Below are 20,574 nucleotides of genomic sequence, written 5' to 3' on the forward strand. Positions count from 1 at the left end.
AATGAAACGGGTTCTGAGAAAAGGGCTGCCAACTGGCAGCCTTTTTTATTTTTGTTTCGGCAGAAACGTGAGGTTTGACTCGGTTAATTCCGGTCGAACGCGACTCCGGCCGAGCCTCGCCTGTTTTTGCCTTGCCTGACCTTCCTCTCGGCCATCATCCCAGACGGCAAAGACCAGGACGACGGGTGATGGCAAAGGGAAGGTCAAACGAAACTAAACGGTTTCCAAAGACAATCTGGTTTGGCTGGCCCTCCCCTTATTGGTAACTGCCTCAAGGATCGCCCGCCCCAGCTCGCGAATGTCCGGCTCTTTCACAATGGAGTGATGAGTTCCCATGATAGAGATGACTTGCAACTGCTCCTTGGGCATCAGCGCCTCCCAACCCATGCTGATATCACTACGGTTTTCTCCCATTGCTGAGAATAAAGTGACACGCACCGGTAGCGCGGGCGGCCTGTAACGGTAGAGCGCCAGACCGATACTGCGGATCAGTGCCAGGTATCTTTTTGCAAGATCACTCTCTATACCTTCAGGAAGCAGACCTTGAACTTGCGTATAAGCCAACAAGGCCTCGAAATCCCGAGCAGCAGCCAAGTGTCTGACAGGCCCCTGACGTACATCCGGCGGCAGAAGTCTCAACAAGGCCTCGATCTCGTCGAAATCCGGCCTCTCATCGAGATGAGCGTACCCACCCTCCTGCGCATCAAACAAATGCCGATAGTCGCTGGTGGTGTCGACAAGCCCGAGGAATTCTACCGTAGCACCGGCCCCTGTCAGTTGATGGGCAATTTCATAGGCGATCGTTCCCCCGGCAGACCAGCCGGCCACGCGATACGGCCCCTGTGGCTGTATATGGCGGATACCCTCAATGTAGCGTGAGGCCATTGCCTCGATAGTGGTGAGGTGTTCCTCTCCACTTTGCAGTCCGCTCGCCGAAAATCCATACACCGGAATGTCAGAGGGAATTTGCTTTGCCAACTGTTGGGCATAGCCGATATCCCCTGAGCCTTCATGAATGAGGAACAACGGATGTTGAGCCCCCTCTTTGCGAAGGGTGGTTAGATTCGGATGCAGAGCCTTGTTCAAACCGCTATGGCAAGACGCGGCAAGTTCACAGATTGTCGGGTGCATGAACAGATCGCCTAATGCCACTTCGACCTCGAAGCGCTGACGCAGGCACGAAACCAGTTGCACCGCCAGCAGCGAATGCCCGCCCAGTTCGAAGAAGTGGTCATGGCGACCCACCCGCTCCAGCCCCAGCAATGCCTGCCAGATCTCCGCCAGCGCATGTTCGATTTCACCTACCGGCGCCTCGTAACCACGACTGGCATAAGCGTCATCCTCCGGTGCTGGCAATGCCCGTCGATCCAGCTTGCCGTTCGGCGTTAGCGGGAAACGCGCCAGCGTTACAAAGGCACTCGGAATCATGTACTCCGCCAGCCCTTGCGACAGTTGCTCGCGCAACTGTGCCGCCGACAACACGGCGCCTTCCTGCGCCGTCAAATACGCCACCAGGCGTTTGTCTCCGGAACAGTGCTCGCGCGCCAGTACCACCGCCTCCCTGACCCCGGGGCAACCCGCAAGCTGCGACTCGATCTCGCCCAGTTCGATACGGTAGCCCCGGAGCTTGACCTGATCGTCGTTACGCCCCAGGTACTCGATATTGCCGTCTGCCAGCCAGCGCCCCAGATCGCCGCTCCTGTACATCCGCGCTGTCGGCTGGGAACTGAACGGATCCTCCAGGAAACGCTCCGCCGTCAATTCCGGCCGATTCAGATAACCACGGGCAACCCCGATACCGCCGATATGGATCTCGCCGCTGACCCCGATGGGTACCGGCTGGCCGTGCGCATCCAACAGGTAAATCTGTGTATTCGCTATCGGACGGCCGATCGGAACGATACCGATATCCTGCTCTGCCACGTAATGCCATGCAGTAACGTCAATGGCTGCTTCGGTGGGGCCGTACAGATTGTGCAACTCGCTTTTCGGGAAATGTGCCTGGCCTTGCAATAGCAAAGCATGCGGCAGCGCTTCACCACTGCAAAGTACTCGCTTGAGCGTCGAACACCGCCCTGCTGGCGTCTGATTGACGAAGGCCTGCAGCATGGAAGGAACAAAGTGCAGCATGCTGATGCTTCGGCGCTCGATCACCTCCATCAGGTAGTGAGGGTCTTGATGCCCGCCGGGGCGGGCCATGACCAGTTGTGCCCCGGCCAGCAGAGGCAGGAAGATCTCCCAGACCGATACGTCGAAGCCAAAGGGAGTCTTCTGCAAGACACGATCGTCGGCTCCAATCCGGTATTCGCTCTGCGCCCACCACAACCGGTTGACGACGCCGTCATGCTGGTTGGCCACGCCTTTGGGTTTACCAGTGGAACCCGAGGTATAGATCACATAGGCCAGGTGCTGCGGCGTGATGGCCGGCACTACAGGATTGTGTTCAGGTTCAACTTCCCAGTCGCCCTCTTGCAGATCGAGGGTCCGCACCGCCAACTCACCCAGCAACGTCCGGGTCTCGCCCTGCACCAGCACCGCCACCGGCGCGCTGTCCTCCAGCATGTAGCGCAACCGCTCCGACGGATACCCAGGATCCAGCGGCACATACGCACCGCCCGCCTTCAGAATACCCAGCAAGCCCACCACCATTTCCAGGCTGCGCTGCGCACAGATCGCGACCCGATCATCCGGCTGGATACCCAGGCCGATCAGATAATGTGCCAGTCTATTCGCCCGGGCATTGAGTTCGCCATAAGTCAGACTTCCGGTTTCATCAACCACCGCCAGGGCATCCGGTTGTTGCGCCGCCTGCTCCTCGAACAGTTGATGGAGCAACGTGTCCGCCGGGTAGGCCGCTACCGTATCGTTGAACGATTCCAGTACCTGCCGACGTTGCTCGCAGGACAGCAGCGGCAGTTCTCCGACCGACTGTTGATCATCCGCCACCATGCCTTCCAAGAGCACTTGCAGGTGCCCCGCCATCCGCTCGATCGTCGCACGCTCGAACAGATCGCTCGCATATTCCAGAGAGCCGATCAACCCGCCATCCGCCTCGACCAGCGCAAGCGACAGGTCGAACTGGGCCGTCGTGTGCGGCGCTTGCAGCGGCTCCAGGCTCAGCTCCGGCAGGCTGAGTTCGCCGCCGCCCGGGGTATTGTTCAGCGCCAGCATGACCTGGAAGATCGGGCTATGGCCCAAGCTGCGCGGTGGTTGCAGCGCCTCCACCACCTGCTCGAACGGCAGGTCCTGATGCGCATGCGCCGCCAGCATGACCGCCTTGACCTGCTCCAGCAACGCCGCCACGCTCAGGCGCCCTTGCGGCCGGATGCGCAGCGCCAGTGTGTTGACGAAGAAGCCGATCAGCGACTCCAGTTCGCTGCGCGGACGATTTGCCACCGGCGTGCCGATCACCACATCGTCCTGCCCGCTGAAACGGCTCAACAGACTCGACCAGCCCGCCAGCAAGGTCATGAACAGCGTCGCACCGTGACGCTGACCCAACTGCCGCAACCCTGCCGTCAATACCGGGCTCAGGGCCAGGCTCACCCGTCCGCCGGCATAACTGCGCAACGGTGGGCGGCGATGGTCGGTTGGCAGCTCCAGCAAGGCCGGTGCGCCGCTCAGGTGCTGCCGCCAGAAATCGACCTGCTTTTGCAGGGTTTCGCCCTGCAACCATTGCCGCTGCCACGCCGCGTAGTCGACATACTGGAAGGCCAGTGCCGGCAGAGGGTCGGCCAGTCCCTGGCTGAAGGCCCGGTACAACGTACCGATTTCGTGCAGCAGAACGCCCGTCGACCAACCGTCCGAAACGATATGGTGCTGCGTCACCAGCAGGATGTGCTCCGTCTCCGACAGTTGCACAAGCCGTCCGCGAATCAGCGGACCGCTCGACAAATCGAATGGCGCCAGCGCCTCCTCGCCAGCGAGCTGCTGCACCGCCTCGTGTTGCGCTGCGCTGTCCAGAGCGCGCAGGTCATGAGTGACCAAGGCGAACCCCTGGGTTGCCGGCGCGATCACCTGGATCGCCTGGCCCTCGTGCAAGGCAAAATGGGTGCGCAGTGCTTCGTGGCGCGCCACGATCCGGTCCAGCGTGGCCTGCAAGGCCTCGCTGTCCAAACGGCCGCGCAAGCGCAGTCCCGCCGGGATGTGATAGGCGGCTCCCGCCGCCCGGTCCAGTTGATCAAGGAACCACAAGCGCTGCTGCGCCCACGACAGCGGCAATGGCAGATCGCGGTCGACCAGCGTCAACGGCGTCTGCGCCGAGAGCCGGGCGTTCGCCACCTGACGTGCCAGACCTTGCAGCGTCGGCTCGGCGAACACATCCCGCAGTGCTACCTCGACTTCGAAGCGCTGACGCAGACGCGAAACCAGTTGCACCGCCAGTAAAGAATGGCCACCCAGCTCGAAGAAGTGGTCATGACGACCCACACGTTCCAGCCCCAGCAACGCCTGCCAGATCTCCGCCAGCGCATGCTCGACTGCACCTGCCGGCGCCTCGTAATCACGGCTGGCATAAGCGTCGTCCTCCGGCGCCGGCAATGCCCGACGATCCAGCTTGCCGCTCGGCGTTTGCGGGAAACGCGCCAGCGTTACGAAGGCACTCGGAATCATGTATTCCGCCAGCCCTTGCGACAGCTGCTCGCGCAACTGCGCCGCCGACAACACGGCGCCTTCCTGCGCCGTCAGGTACGCCACCAGGCGTTTGTCGCCGGGACGGTGCTCGCGCGCCACTACCACCGCCTCCCTGACCCCGGGGCAAGCCGCCAGCTGCGACTCAATCTCGCCCAGCTCGATACGGAAACCCCGGAGCTTGACCTGATCGTCGTTGCGCCCCAGGTACTCGATATTGCCGTCCGCCAGCCAGCGCCCCAGATCGCCGCTCCTGTACATCCGCGCTGTCGGCTCGGCACTGAATGGGTCGTCCAGGAACCGCTCCGCCGTCAGTTCCGGCATATTCAGATAGCCACGGGCAACCCCCGCACCGCCGATATGGATCTCGCCAATGACCCCGATCGGTACCGGCTGGCCATGTGCATCCAGCAGGTAAATCCGTGTATTCGCGATCGGACGGCCTATCGGAAGTGAATGACCCGCTTGAACAGCGCTGTCGCACAGGTAAAAAGTAGAGTCACCCGCCGCTTCCGACGAACCGTAGAAATTCAGTATCGTGGCCGAAGGTAACCAGGCGCGAGTGCGAGCAAGCAGGGAGGACGAAAACACCTCGCCACTGCAAACGATCAGCCGCTTTTCTGGCGAAACTTGTCGGTTCTCTATTCTCGACAGTTCTTCCAGCAGTGAAGGGACAAGAACCAGACGGGTCAACTGATGCTCTGTAACCGCCTGCCATAGCTGTAGCGGATCCCTGGAGGCCAGCGGCGACACGATATGCAGTTGCGCGCCAAACAGTAAGGGCATCAGCGTTTCAGTCACCGAATCAAGAAAACTGATCGACGTTTTTTGTGCATGCTTTTCGAGTCGCTGACCACCGAAAGTGTTATGCATCCAGTAAAGACGGTTAACCATGGCCTGATGTGGACCGCCCACGCCTTTGGGTTTACCGGAGGAACCCGAGGTATAAATCACATAGGCCAGGTGCTGCGGCGTGATGGCCGGCACCACGGGATTGTGTTCAGGTTCAACCTCCCAGTCGCCCTCTTGCAGATCGAGCGTCCGCACCGCCAACTCGCCCAGTAACCTCCGGGTCTCGGCCTGCACCAGCACCGCCACCGGTGCGCTGTCCTCAAGCATGTAGCGCAACCGCTGCTCCGGATACGCAGGGTCAAGCGGCACATATGCACCACCTGCCTTAAAAATACCCAGCAAGCCCACCACCATTTCCAGGCTGCGTTGCGCACAGATCGCGACCCGATCATCCGGCTGGATACCCAGGCCGATCAGATAATGTGCCAGTCGATTCGCCCGCGCGTTGAGTTCGCCATAGGTCAGGCTTCCGGCGTAATCGACCACCGCGAGGGCATCCGGTTGTTGTGCCACCTGTTCCTCGAACAGTTGATGGAGCAACGTGTCCGCCGGGTAGGCCGCTGCCGTATCGTTGAACGACTCCAGTACCTGCCGACGTTGCTCGCAGGACAGCAGCGGCAGTTCTCCGACCGATTGCTGGTCATCCGCCACCATGCCTTCCAGAAGTACCTGCAGGTGCCCCGCGATCCGCTCGATCGTCGCACGCTCGAACAGATCGCTCGCGTATTCCAGAGAGCCGATCAAACCGCCATCCGCCTCGACCAGCGCAAGCGACAGGTCGAACTGGGCCGTCGTGTGCGGCGCTTGCAGCGGCTCCAGGCTCAGCTCCGGCAGGCTGAGTTCGCCGCCGCCCGGGGTGTTGTTCAGCGCCAGCATGACCTGGAAGATCGGGCTATGGCCCAGGCTGCGCGGGGGTTGCAGCGCCTCGACCACCTGCTCGAACGGCAGGTCCTGATGCGCATGCGCCGCCAGCATGACCGCCTTGACCTGCTCCAGCAACGCCGCCACGCTCAGGCGCCCTTCCGGCCTGATGCGCAGCGCCAGTGTGTTGACGAAGAAGCCGATCAGCGACTCCAGTTCGCTGCGCGGACGATTCGCCACCGGCGTGCCGATCACCACATCATCCTGCCCGCTGAAGCGGCTCAACAGACTCGACCAGCCCACCAGCAAGGTCATGAACAGCGTCGCACCGTGACGCTGGCCCAACTGTCGCAACCCCGCCGTCAATGCCGGGCTCAGGGCCAGGCTCACCCTTCCACCTGCGTAACTGCGCAACGGTGGGCGGCGATGGTCGGTTGGCAGCTCCAGCAAGGCCGGTGCGCCGCTCAGGTGCTGCCGCCAGAAATCGACCTGCGTTTGCAGGGTTTCGCCCTGCAACCATTGCCGCTGCCACGCCGCGTAGTCGACATACTGGAAGGCCAGTGCCGGCAGAGGGTCGGCCAGCCCCTGGCTGAAGGCGCGGTACAACATGCCGATTTCGTGCAGCAGAACGCCCGTTGACCAACCGTCCGAAACGATATGGTGCTGTGTCACCAGCAGGATGTGCTCCGTCTGCGACAGTTGCACAAGCCGTCCGCGAATCAGCGGCCCCCTCGACAAGTCGAACGGCGCCAGCGCCTCCTCGCCAGCGAGCTGCTGCACCGCCTCGTGTTGCGCTGCGCTGTCCAGAGCGCGCAGGTCATGAGTGACCAGGGCGAAACCCTGGGTCTCCGGCGCGATCACCTGGATCGCCTGGCCCTCGTGCAAGGCAAAGTGGGTGCGCAGTGCTTCGTGGCGCGCAACGATCCGGTCCAGCGTGGCCTGCAAGGCGTCGCTGTCCAATCGGCCGCGCAAGCGCAGCCCCGCCGGGATGTGATAAGCGGCTCCCGCGGCCCGGTCCAGTTGATCGAGGAACCACAAGCGTTGTTGCGCCCACGACAGCGGCAATGGCAGATTGCGATCCACCGGCGTCAACGACGTCTGCGCCGATAGCCGGGCGTTCGCCACCTGACGTGCCAGACCTTGCAGCGTCGGCTCGGCGAACACATCCCGCAGTGCCACTTCGACTTCGAAGCGCTGACGCAGGCGCGAAACCAGCTGCACCGCCAGCAACGAATGGCCGCCCAGTTCGAAGAAGTGGTCATGACGCCCTACCCGCTCCAGCCCCAGCAACGTCTGCCAGATCTGCGCCAGCGCATGCTCGATTTCACCAGCAGGCGCCTCGTAACCACGACTGGCATAAGCGTCGTCCTCCGGTGCTGGCAATGCGCGTCGATCCAGCTTGCCGTTCGGCGTTAGCGGGAAACGCGCCAGCGTTACAAAGGCGCTCGGGATCATGTACTCCGCCAGCCCTTGCGACAGTTGCTCGCGCAACTGTGCCGCCGACAACACGGCACCTTCCTGCGCCGTCAGGTACGCCACCAGGCGTTTGTCGCCGGGACGGTGCTCGCGCACCAGCACCACCGCCTCCCTGACTTCGGAGCAAGCCGCCAGCTGCGACTCGATCTCGCCCAGCTCGATACGGAAACCCCGAATCTTGACCTGATCGTCGTTGCGCCCCAGGTACTCGATATTGCCGTCCGACAGCCAGCGTCCCAGATCGCCGCTCCTGTACATCCGCGCTGTCGGCTCGGCACTGAACGGGTCATCCAGGAACCGCTCCGCCGTCAGTTCCGGCATATTCAGATAGCCCCGGGCAACCCCCGCACCGCCGATATGAATCTCGCCGCTGACCCCGATGGGCACCGGCTGGCCGTGTGCATCCAATAGGTAAATGCGTGTGTTGCCGATGGGGCGGCCAATAGGAATCGAGCGCGAATTGTCGGACAGCGCATGGATCTCATAGGTGCTGGCAAAGGTCGTTGTTTCCGTTGGTCCATAGCCATTGATCAGATGCCTCGGGCGATGGGCGCGGGACAAAACCTTCGCAACGCTCACTGGATCGAGCACATCGCCACCGACCAGGAGATATCGCAGCTTTGAGAAGGCAACGGCGAGTACATTGACATATTCATTGAACAATCCAGCAGTCAACCATAAAGCGGTCACGCCACCTTCAATCAATACATGGTTCAAGCGCGCGGGATTGAGCAGCGTCGCCTGAGACACAACCAACAGTTTCGCCCCATTGAGCAGCGCACTCCAGATTTCCCAGGTCGAAGCGTCGAAGGCCGTATTGGCGCCATGCGCAACGCAATCCTCTGTGGTGATCCTGGCATAAGGATTATTGATAACCAGACGCAGCACACTGCGGTGCTCAATCAGCACGCCCTTCGGCACTCCCGAGGAGCCGGATGTATACATCACATAAGCCGGCATTCCCGACGCCAGCCCCGGGGCATCAAGATCCGGATTGCCACACGGCAGCCCACCGGTCCCTGAGGACAGGTCCACGCTGTCCATCACGACCTGCGGCACATTCACCGCCGGCAGGCATTCCTGCAGCGCCTCTTGCACCAGCACTGCTACCGGCGCGCTGTCTTCCAGCATGTAGCGCAATCGCTCAGGCGGATACCCAGGGTCCAGCGGCACATACGCACCGCCCGCCTTCAGAATACCCAGCAAGCCCACCACCATTTCCAGGCTGCGCTGCGCACAGATCGCGACCCGATCATCCGGCTGGATACCCAGGCCGATCAGATAATGTGCCAGTCGATTCGCCCGGGCGTTGAGTTCGCCATAGGTCAGGCTTGCGGTTTCATCAACCACCGCCAAGGCATCCGGTTGTTGCGCCGCCTGCTCCTCGAACAGTTGATGGAGCAATTTTTCCGCCGGGTAGGCCGCTGCCGTATCGTTGAACGACTCCAGTACCTGCCGACGTTGCTCGCAGGACAGCAGCGGCAGTTCTGCGACCGCTTGCTGGTCATCCGCCACCATGCCTTCCAGAAGTACCTGCAGGTGCCCCGCCATCCGCTCGATCGTCGCACGTTCGAACAGATCGCTCGCGTATTCCAGAGAGCCGATCAACCCGCCATCCGCCTCGACCAGCGCAAGCGACAGGTCGAACTGGGCCGTCGTGTGCGGTGCTTGCAGCGGCTCCAGGCTCAGCTCCGGCAGGCTGAGTTCGCCGCCGCCCGGGGTGTTGTTCAGCGCCAGCATGACCTGGAAGATCGGGCTATGGCCCAGGCTGCGCGGGGGCTGCAGCGCCTCCACCACCTGCTCGAACGGCAGGTCCTGATGCGCATGCGCCGCCAGCATGACCGCCTTGACCTGCTCCAGCAACGCCGCCACGCTCAGGCCCCCTTGCGGCCGGATGCGCAGCGCCAGTGTGTTGACGAAGAAGCCAATCAGCGACTCCAGTTCGCTGCGCGGACGATTTGCCACCGGCGTGCCGATCACCACATCGTCCTGCCCGCTGAAACGGCTCAACAGACTCGACCAGCCCGCCAGCAAGGTCATGAACAGCGTCGCACCGTGACGCTGACCCAACTGCCGCAACCCTGCCGTCAATGCCGGGCTCAGGGCCAGGCTCACCCTTCCGCCTGCGTAACTGCGCAACGGTGGGCGACGGTGGTCGGTTGGCAGCTCCAGCAAGGCCGGTGCGCCGCTCAGGTGCTGCCGCCAGAAGTCGACCTGCGTTTGCAGGGTTTCGCCCTGCAGCCACCGCCGCTGCCACGCCGCGTAGTCGACATACTGGAAGGCCAGTGCCGGCAGAGGGTCGGCCAGCCCCTGGCTGAAGGCCCGGTACAACGTACCGATTTCGTGCAGCAGAACGCCCGTCGACCAACCGTCCGAAACGATATGGTGCTGCGTCACCAGCAGGATGTGCTCCGTCTCCGACAGTTGCACAAGCCGTCCGCGAATCAGCGGCCCCCTCGACAAGTCGAACGGCGCCAGCGCCTCCTCGCCAGCGAGCTGCTGCACCGCCTCGTGTTGCGCTGCGCTGTCCAGAGCGCGCAGGTCATGAGTGACCAGGGCGAAACCCTGGGTCTCCGGCGCGATCACCTGGATCGCCTGGCCCTCGTGCAAGGCAAAGTGGGTGCGCAGTGCTTCGTGGCGCGCAACGATCCGGTCCAGCGTGGCCTGCAAGGCGTCGCTGTCCAATCGGCCGCGCAAGCGCAGCCCCGCCGGGATGTGATAAGCGGCTCCCGCGGCCCGGTCCAGTTGATCGAGGAACCACAAGCGTTGTTGCGCCCACGACAGCGGCAATGGCAGATTGCGATCCACCGGCGTCAACGACGTCTGCGCCGATAGCCGGGCGTTCGCCACCTGACGTGCCAGACCTTGCAGCGTCGGCTCGGCGAACACATCCCGCAGTGCCACTTCGACTTCGAAGCGCTGACGCAGGCGCGAAACCAGCTGCACCGCCAGCAACGAATGGCCGCCCAGTTCGAAGAAGTGGTCATGACGCCCTACCCGCTCCAGCCCCAGCAACGTCTGCCAGATCTGCGCCAGCGCATGCTCGATTTCACCAGCAGGCGCCTCGTAACCACGACTGGCATAAGCGTCGTCCTCCGGTGCTGGCAATGCGCGTCGATCCAGCTTGCCGTTCGGCGTTAGCGGGAAACGCGCCAGCGTTACAAAGGCGCTCGGGATCATGTACTCCGCCAGCCCTTGCGACAGTTGCTCGCGCAACTGTGCCGCCGACAACACGGCACCTTCCTGCGCCGTCAGGTACGCCACCAGGCGTTTGTCGCCGGGACGGTGCTCGCGCACCAGCACCACCGCCTCCCTGACTTCGGAGCAAGCCGCCAGCTGCGACTCGATCTCGCCCAGCTCGATACGGAAACCCCGAATCTTGACCTGATCGTCGTTGCGCCCCAGGTACTCGATATTGCCGTCCGACAGCCAGCGTCCCAGATCGCCGCTCCTGTACATCCGCGCTGTCGGCTCGGCACTGAACGGGTCATCCAGGAACCGCTCCGCCGTCAGTTCCGGCAGATTCAGATAGCCACGGGCAACCCCCGCGCCGCCGATATGGATCTCGCCAATGACCCCGATCGGTACCGGCAGGCCCTGTGAATCCAGCAGGTAAATCCGTGTGTTCGCGATCGGACGGCCGATTGGAAATACCGAAGACCGATAACAGTCGATATCGTCATCCAGTCTATGCCAGGCCACCACGTCGCTACACTCCGTGGGCCCGTAACTGTTAATGAATTCGGGCCTCGGCTCGGGAAGCATTTCCAGCCTGGCGACTTGAATAGGCTCTCCGCCCAGTACCACCCGGCGAATGCTGTCGAGCTGTCTTGAATCGTTTGCATCGATGAGCGTGTTGAACGCACTGGGTGAAAGATTGATATGGGTAATACGCTCGCGTTGAATCTGCTCCAGCAGCACTTCGGGAATGAAAGCTTCTCTGGCCAGGTGCAGTGTTCCACCGACCAATAACGGACCGAGAATATTTTTTTGCGTCAGATCGAAGCTATAGGAGGAAACAAGCAGCACGGCATCATCGGACGCCAGCTTCAGCTCGGCCAGATACCAGTGCATCAGGTTTAGAAAGCCCCTTTGCTCGATCAACACGCCCTTGGGTTGGCCGCTCGAGCCTGAGGTATAGATCACATAGGCCAGATGATCCGGCTTGACGGCTCGCGCCAATGGATCATGGTCAGCCTCAGCTTCGCAGCACCCGCCTTCCAGGTCCAGCAGCGGCACCGCCAACTCGCCCGGCAACGCCCGGGTCGCGCTCTGCACCAGCACCGCCGCCGGCGCGCTGTCTTCCAGCATGTAGCGCAACCGCTGCTCCGGATACGCCGGGTCCAGCGGCACGTAGGCAGCGCCCGCCTTCAGGATCCCCAGCAAGCCCACCACCATTTCCGGGCTGCGTTCTACGCAGATCGCCACCCGGTCATCCGGCCCGATGCCCAACCCGATCAGATGATGCGCCAACTGGTTGGCGCGCGCATTCAGTTGCGCATAAGTGAAGGTGCGCGCCTCAAATACCAGCGCAATCGCTTCTGGCGTCTTTTCCACTTGCGCTTCGAATAACTGATGGACGCAGGCGCCTTGCGGATAATCCACGGCCGTCGCATTCCACTCCTGCAGCAACTGACGCTCGGATCGCGGCAGCATCTCCAGACTGCGTAGCAACGACTCAGGTGAGTGTTCCAGCGCGTCGACAAGACTCTCCAGCGCCGTCTCCATGTAAGCACATACCCGCTGCGGATCGATCCCCGCCGTGGCTTGAACGGTCAGCGCAAAGCCCTCGCCCAGATCGTCCACAGCCAGTGTCAGCGGATAGTTGGTTCGCTCATTCCAGCCCAGGACCTCGATTCCGCTCCAGGCGCGGTCTCCCTGGTCCGAGACTTGCGGCTCGGCGCTGTGGCGGTAATTCAGCAGCGCGCTGAACAGCGGCAACGGCGGAGCAATGGCGCTGCAGCGTTGCGCCAGCGCCAACGACGCATGTTCGTGACCGAGCAGCGCGGTCAGGCGGGCATGCGTGGCCTTCACCCCCTCTCGCACACCTTGCTCACCGACGTTCAAGCACAACGGCAAGGTGTTGATGAACATCCCCAACGAGCGGTCGGCACCATCGCCACCCTGCATGCGTCCCAGCAACACCGTACCGAACACCACGTCTTCCTGGCCCGACGTGCGCCCCAGCACCTGCGCCCAGGCCAGATGATGCAGGCTGGCAGCACTAACGCCCAGGCTCCTGGCTTGCCGACGGATCCTGCCCGCCAGATCTGCGGAAACCGCCTGCCTGGCTTGCTTGATGTCCCGACCGTCGCCCTGCACATCGTGCAACCCGAATGGCAGCGTCGGTTCTGTCACCTGACCGAGCATTTCCTGGAAGAACGCTTCATGCGCCGCTTGGCTTACGCCCAATCGCGCCTGCGCCACATGATTGCGATAGGGTACCGAATCCGGCAGTCCGGCTGCCTGCCCCAGCAGATCCGCCTGCACCTCATGTTGCACCACTTCCAGCGCCATATGGTCCAGCACCATGTGGTGAAACAGCAGAATCGCCACCCAGCGACTATTCGCTTCGTCGTAGGCGTAAGCCATCTTCATCAAGGGCGCTTTCGTCAAATCCAGCCGGTAATGCCTGGGGTCGAAGCGCTCCTGGAGTTGCTGTTCGATGTCTCCGTCGGCCGCCTTCAGCGCCAACGCCTCCACGGCCAATGGCGCTTCGCGCCAGACTGTCTGAACCGGCTCGTCAAGCCCCTCCCACAGCACTGCTGTTCTCAAGATGTCATGCCTGGCAATCACGCCCTGAAGTGCCCGGACAAACGCCTTCAAGTGATCTTCGCTTGGCAGCGCAAAACGCGTATTCAGCAGATAGGGGTCACCCTCGACCGACGCAAGGTGGTGGAACAACACCCCTTCCTGCAGTGGCGCCAGTGCATAGATATCCTGGACGTTCGCCGTCCCGCCTGGCACAGCACGCACAATCCGCTCGATGGCGTCCTCGCTCAGGTCCGCGAGCGGTAACATCGACGGTGTAATTCGTGTGCACCCGACCACGATTCCGTTGGCGGGTACTTCCACCTCATGACCGTTACCCAATACCTCGGCAAACGCCGAAAGGGTTGGCTGGGCAAACAGCATCCGCACATCCGCCGACAGTCCCGCTTGACGCATCCGGCCCATCAGACTGACGGCCAGTAGCGAATGCCCACCCAGCTCGAAGAAGTGATCGTGGCGACCCACACGTTCAACACCAAGCAGCTCTTGCCAGATTTCGGCAAGCGCCGTCTCCACCGTCCCGCACGGCGCTTCGTAGCCGCGGCTCACATAAGCGTCAGCCTCCGGCACAGGCAACGCCCGGCGATTCAGCTTGCCGTTAGGTGTCAGCGGCCACCCCGGCAATTTCACATACGCGGCCGGCACCATGTACTCCGGAAGACTCGCCTGCAAGGCCGCCCGTAGCGTCTGCACCGCAATAGTCTCTTTCGCTTCTCGCGTCGTGTAATACGCGATCAGACGTTTATCACCCGGCGTGTCTTCCCGGGCAATCACCACCGCCTCTCCGACACCAGGGCACCCGGCCAGCTGCGCCTCAATCTCGCCCAGCTCGATACGGAAGCCACGGAGCTTGACCTGATCGTCGTTGCGTCCCAGGTATTCGATATTGCCGTCCGCCAGCCAACGCCCCAAATCGCCGCTCCTGTACATCCGCGCCGTCGGGTCGTTGCTGAAACGGTCTTTCACGAACCGCTCTGCAGTCAGCGCAGCACGATTCAAATAGCCGCGCGCGAGCTGTATACCCGCGATATAAATCTCGCCGCAGACGCCAACCGGGACCGGTTGCATGTGCGGGTCCAGCAGATACATCCGGGTATTGGCGACCGGCCGGCCGATCGGCACGATCCCCGCATGCAGGTCGGGCACACAGTGCCAGTAGGTGACGTCGACAGCGGCTTCAGTGGGGCCATACAGGTTATGCAATTGCACATGTGCAAAGCGTTGCTCGAAGTGCTTTTGCAAACTATAGGGCAACGCCTCGCCGCTACAGAACACCTGCCGCAATGTGCTACAGGCCAGCGGGCCAGCCTGATTGAGGAAGCTCTGCAACATGGACGGTACGAAATGCAATATCGTGACACCCGAGTCTGCGATCAACCCGGCCAGATACTCGGGGTCCTGATGACCTCCCGGACGCGCGATCACCAATTGCGCACCCGCGAGCAAAGGTAGAAAAAATTCCCAGACCGACACGTCAAAACCGAACGGTGTCTTTTGCAAGACGCGGTCTTCGCGACTCAGCCGATATTGGTCCTGTGCCCACAACAGGCGGTTCACAATGGCGCGATGCTCGATCATCACGCCCTTGGGCTGACCGGTCGAACCCGAGGTATAGATCACATAAGCCAGGTGCTGTGGCGTGACCGTCGGCAACACACGATCATGCCTGGCTTCAGCCGCCCGGTTCACGCTTTGCAGATCCAGCACCGGCATTGCCAGCGCCCCCAGCAAGTCCCGGGTCGTACGCTGCACCAGCACCGCCACCGGCGCGCTGTCCTCCAGCATGTAGCGCAACCGCTCCGGCGGATACCCAGGGTCCAGCGGCACGTAGGCACCGCCCGCCTTCAGGATCCCCAGCAAGCCCACCACCATCTCCACACTGCGTTCCACACAGATCGCCACGCGGTCGTCCGGAGCAATGCCCAGTGACAGCAAGACATCAGCCACCTGATTGCTGCGTTCGTTGAGGTCCGCGTATGTCACACGCTCGTTGCCGCACACCAGTGCAAGCGCTTGAGGCTGCTGCTGCGCTTGCTGTTCGAAAAGTTGATGGACCAATAGATCCTGTTGCCAGGCATGATGTGTCGCGTTGAACTCGACAAGCACTTGCCGACGTTCGGTTTCGCCCAAAAGCTCGATCGCGCCCACAACCTGGCGCTCGTTCTCGACCATCGCACGCAGCACCCGTTCCAGATACGCCACGTAGCGTTGGGCCGTCTCGCGGTCGAACAGCGCCGTCGCATATTCCAGCGAACCGACGATCCGTCCCTCCACCTCCGCCAAGTCGAGGGACACATCGTACTTGGTGGTGCGTGCTACCGAATCCAGCAGCGTTAGCTCCAGCCCCGCCAACGCCAGTTCTGCCGGCGGCGTGTTCTGCCACGACAGCATCGCCTGGAACAGCGGGCTATGGGACAAGCTGCGCACCGGCTTGAGCAACTCCACCACCTGCTCGAACGGCAGATCCTGGTGTTCATACGCCGCCAGCGTGCAGGCCTTGACGCGACTCAGCAATGTCTCGACCGTCGGATCGTTCGACACATTCACGCGCAACGCCAGGGTATTGACAAAAAACCCGATCAGGCCCTCGACCTCAGCGCTCATCCGGTTCGCCACCGGCGAACCGATCACCACCTCATCCTGCCCCGACAAACGACTCAATACCGTCGCCCAGCCCGCCAGCAATGTCATGAACAGGGTCGTGCCGTGCCGCCGACTCAGCGCCTTGAGCTCGTGGCTCAGCGTCGCATCCAGCACCACGGGCACCGCATCGCCCGTATAGTCCTGCTGCGCCGGACGGACACGATCAGAGGGCAACATCAGCAATGCCGGCGCATCGAGTAGAGCGGTCTGCCAGTAGGTGCTTTGCTTGTGCAATACCGCACCGCTCAACCAGCCTCGTTGCCACACCGCATAGTCCGCGTACTGGATCGACAACTGCGGCAACGGGTCTGCCTCAGCTTGGCAACCGCTCGCGTAGAGTGCTCCCAACTCGCGCGTCAACACGCCCATCGACCAGCCATCCGATACGATGTGGTGCATCGTCAACAGCAACACATGCTCTTGATCGCCCAGCCGAACCAGACTCCCTCGAATCAGCGGTCCCTGCTGAAGATCGAAGCGCCCGACGGCTTCTTCGTCCATCAGTCGTGCCAACTCACTCGAGCTATCGGCATGCGTCGTAAGATCGTACTTGCGCAACGGGCAGCCTGTTTCCTCGGGATGGATGCACAGCTCTACGGCCTGATCCCCGGTCTGGACAAACGTTGTGCGCAGTACTTCGTGACGCGCCACAATGCGGTTCAACGCACGCTGCAAGGCGGCCTCATCCAGCGCGCCGACGATGCGCAGCCCCGCCGGTATGTGGTAAGCAGCGCTGGCACCTTCCATTTGCGCCAGAAACCACAACCGTTGCTGAGCAAACGACAGCGGCAGTCGCGCCTCTCGTGACGTTTGCACAATCTGCGGCAGCGTATTGTTTTGTGCCTGCGCCACCACGCAGGCAAGCGCCTCGAGCTGCGGATGGGCGAATAACGCGGCCAGTTCCAACTCCACGTTCAAACGCTGCCGGACCAGGGAGATAAGCCTCATCGCCAGCAGCGAATGCCCACCCAGCTCGAAGAAGTGATCATTGCGCCCCGCCCGATCAACACCGAGCAGCTCCTGCCAGATATCCGCCAGCGCACGCTCGACTTCGCCTGCCGGCGCCTCGTAGTCACGACTGGCATAAGCGTCGTCCCCCGGCGCCGGCAATGCCCGCCGATCCAGCTTGCCGTTCGGTGTCAGCGGCCATTCGGACAATTTCACATAGGCCGCTGGCACCATGTATTCCGGCAGCCTCGCCTGCAAGGCAGCACGTAACGTCTGTGCCGTAATCGCCTGTGCAGCTTCCTGCATCGTGTAATACGCCGTCAGACGCTTTTCACCCGGCGTATCCTCCTGGGCAATCACCACCGCGTCCCTGATGTCCGCGATCTGTCTCAGTTGCGCCTCGATCTCGCCCAGCTCGATACGAACTCCCCGGAGCTTGACCTGATCGTCATTGCGCCCCAGGTACTCGATGTTGCCGTCCGCCAACCAGCGTCCCAGATCGCCGCTCCTGTACATCCGCGCCTCCGGTTCGGCACTGAACGGGTCATCCAGAAAACGCTCCGCCGTCAGTTCCGGCCTGTTCAGATAACCCCGGGCAACCCCTGCGCCGCCGATATAAATCTCGCCGCTCACCCCGATAGGCACCGGCTGGCCGTGCGCATCCAACAGGTAAACCTGCGTATTGGCTATCGGACGGCCTATGTGCAATACCGACTGCGTTGCATCGATCAGACCGGATGTGGCCACAACCGTGGTCTCGGTCGGACCATAGTTGTTGATCAGCGCAACCCGACTATCCGGATTGGGAAACTGACGCAACCGGTCTCCACCGATCAGCAACGTTTGCAGCGACGCCGGCTCGATCCCTTGGGCGAACGCAATCTCGGCAATCGGCGTAGGCAAGAAGCTCACATCCAGTTCTTGCCGACGCCACCATCCCAGCAGCGCATCGACATCATTGCCAAGCGCTTGTCCAGGCAACAGCGACAGGCTGGCTCCCACGCACAGCGCTGGCCATAGCTCCCAGACGCAAGCATCGAAACCGACGCCCGCCACGCTCGAAACCCGCTTGCGATGGGTCAGATTGAACGCCTCGCAATGCCACGCCACCAGGTTCACGAGATTGCGGTGCTCGATCATCACGCCCTTGGGCTGGCCGGTCGAACCCGAGGTATAGATCACATAAGCCAGGTGCTGTGGCGCGACCGTCGGCAACACGCAGTCATGCTCGGCTTCAGCCGCCCGGTTCACGCTTTGCAGATCCAGCACCGGCATCGCCAGCGCACCCAGCAAGTCCCGGGTCGTACGCTGCACCAGCACCGCCATCGGCGCGCTGTCCTCCAGCATGTAGCGCAACCGCTCCGGCGGATACCCAGGGTCCAGCGGCACGTAGGCACCGCCCGCCTTCAGAATCCCCAGCAAGCCCGCCACCATCTCCACACTGCGCTCCACACAGATCGCCACGCGGTCGTCCGGAGCAATGCCCAGCGACAGCAAGACATCAGCCAACTGATTGCTGCGTTCGTTGAGGTCCGCGTACGTCACACGCTCGTCGCCGCACACCAGTGCAAGCGCTTGAGGCTGCTGCTGCGCTTGCTGTTCGAAAAGCTGATGGACCAATAGATCCTGTTGCAAGGCCTGATGTGTCGCGTTGAACTCGACAAGCACTTGCCGGCGTTCCGCTTTCCCCATAAGCGCAAGCTGGCCAATCGGCGTCGATTCATGAGCGGCAACCGACTCCAGGAGCAGCGTAATGCGGTCCCGAATCCGCTCAACTTCGTCCGGGCGAAAGCAGGCCAGATTGAAGTTGAAGTCAACGACTACGTCTTCATCCGAATAGTAATCGCAGATAGCGATTGAGAGCGGCGTCTGATCGAAGCCGCTGTACATCCTGATCGCCTTCGAAGGGGCGCCGCCAAAGACAAAGTCTGCGTCAAATTTTTCGAATGAAAGCGTTATATCGAAGATCTGCTTACGCCTGGAATGGCCAATATTCAGAGCGCGATTCAGTTCGGCAATCGGGAAGTGCTCGTGACGGTAGCAGCGTCGCAATTCGGCGGCCACATCGCCCATCAATTCGAGCAGGGAACGATTGGGGTCAACCCGTACGCCGACCGGGATGACGGAAGAAAACATCCCGATCGTCTGCTTCTGGCGGGCCGTCGTGCGGTTATGAAGGGGCATGCCGATGATGACTTCTTCTGCACCACCGACGCGTGAAAAATAGGCACTGACGACTGCAAAGAATACCGTGACAGGAGAAAGGCCATGCTCGGTGGCAACCGCGGCCACAGCATTGAACAGGTCACGCTTGATCGTCGAGCGAATATGACCGCTCTTGCACATCGAACCCACGGCATGGTCGCCGGACCACTGCAGCAGGGATGGCGGTATGTGTGCGTAACGTTCGCGCCAAAACAACCGGTCACGCTCCAGACGCGGTGAATTCAGATAGGCCTGGTCTTTGGCCAGGAAGTCGCTGTAGGAAGGGCCTTCCTCGAACGCGTCGATGCCCACCAGTAAATTGTTGTAGGCCTTTTCGACTGCATGGCAAAACAGCGTCACCCCTGCGCCGTCCATGACCAAATGATGGTAGCGGCCCAGCCAGTAGTGACGGGATGCACTGCACCGTACGAGCTGCGCCTCCCAAAGAATGCCTTCCAATGGATTGAACGGTCGGGAAAATGCGTGTTGAAGGTATTCCTGCGCTCGTTCGACACTGTCACCGTAGTCTGAAAAATCGACGAGCGCGAGTGTGATATCGACAGATGGCAGCACCCTCTGCCGGGCTATATCACCGTCCTGGAACAAGGCAAGCCGTAGCGCATCGTTATGCTTGGCAACGAGCTTGATAGCCTTCTCGAACATCGGAATATCGAGATCACCTTTGATCTCCAGCGTCATGCCGATGTTGTACAGCGGTATGTCCGAATTCGCTATCTGACCGAGCCAGACACCCTGCTGTACAGAGGATAGTTCATACGAGACATTGGAGTTGTTCGATACGTGTTGATGTGACGACGTCATGCGTAAACATCCCTGATTTTAATATCCTTTCGGGAGTCGAGTGACGATGTTCGCGGCCCTGCCGAATTCCTGTAGTGCTGGCCGAATTCCATACAGAACTCGGTAGTTACAGCACAAGTTGGTCGCAGATAAACCGGATGTCAGAACCTGGCTTGCCCTGTCTGCATGACTGCCATAGGGGCTTGGGAGAATGTCATCGATGTGCCGACAGTACCGGCTAGTAGCACCTTGATACTTCCGGCCTGCGGGTTTCTGTTTTGCCCTAAGTCGTGAACGGCCCGAACCGACGAAAAAAAGACGCTGACCCCGGATAAGCTGCTAGACCTGCAATAATAGCGTTGACACTTACAAAGAGAAAAACAGAAA

Annotated in this window: 1 protein-coding gene; it reads right to left on the reverse strand. The window is 61.4% G+C overall.

The genetic code is table 11. From position 1 onward, the window contains the following. Positions 1-213: 213 nt before the first annotated feature. Positions 214-20,208, reverse strand: coding sequence for a non-ribosomal peptide synthetase (locus KUIN1_RS19250; protein ID WP_152092183.1), 19,995 nt, complete (start codon positions 20,206-20,208; stop codon positions 214-216). Positions 20,209-20,574 lie beyond the last annotated feature (366 nt).

This window comes from Pseudomonas sp. KUIN-1 (assembly GCF_009176725.1).
GTDB classification, from domain to species: domain Bacteria; phylum Pseudomonadota; class Gammaproteobacteria; order Pseudomonadales; family Pseudomonadaceae; genus Aquipseudomonas; species Aquipseudomonas fragariae.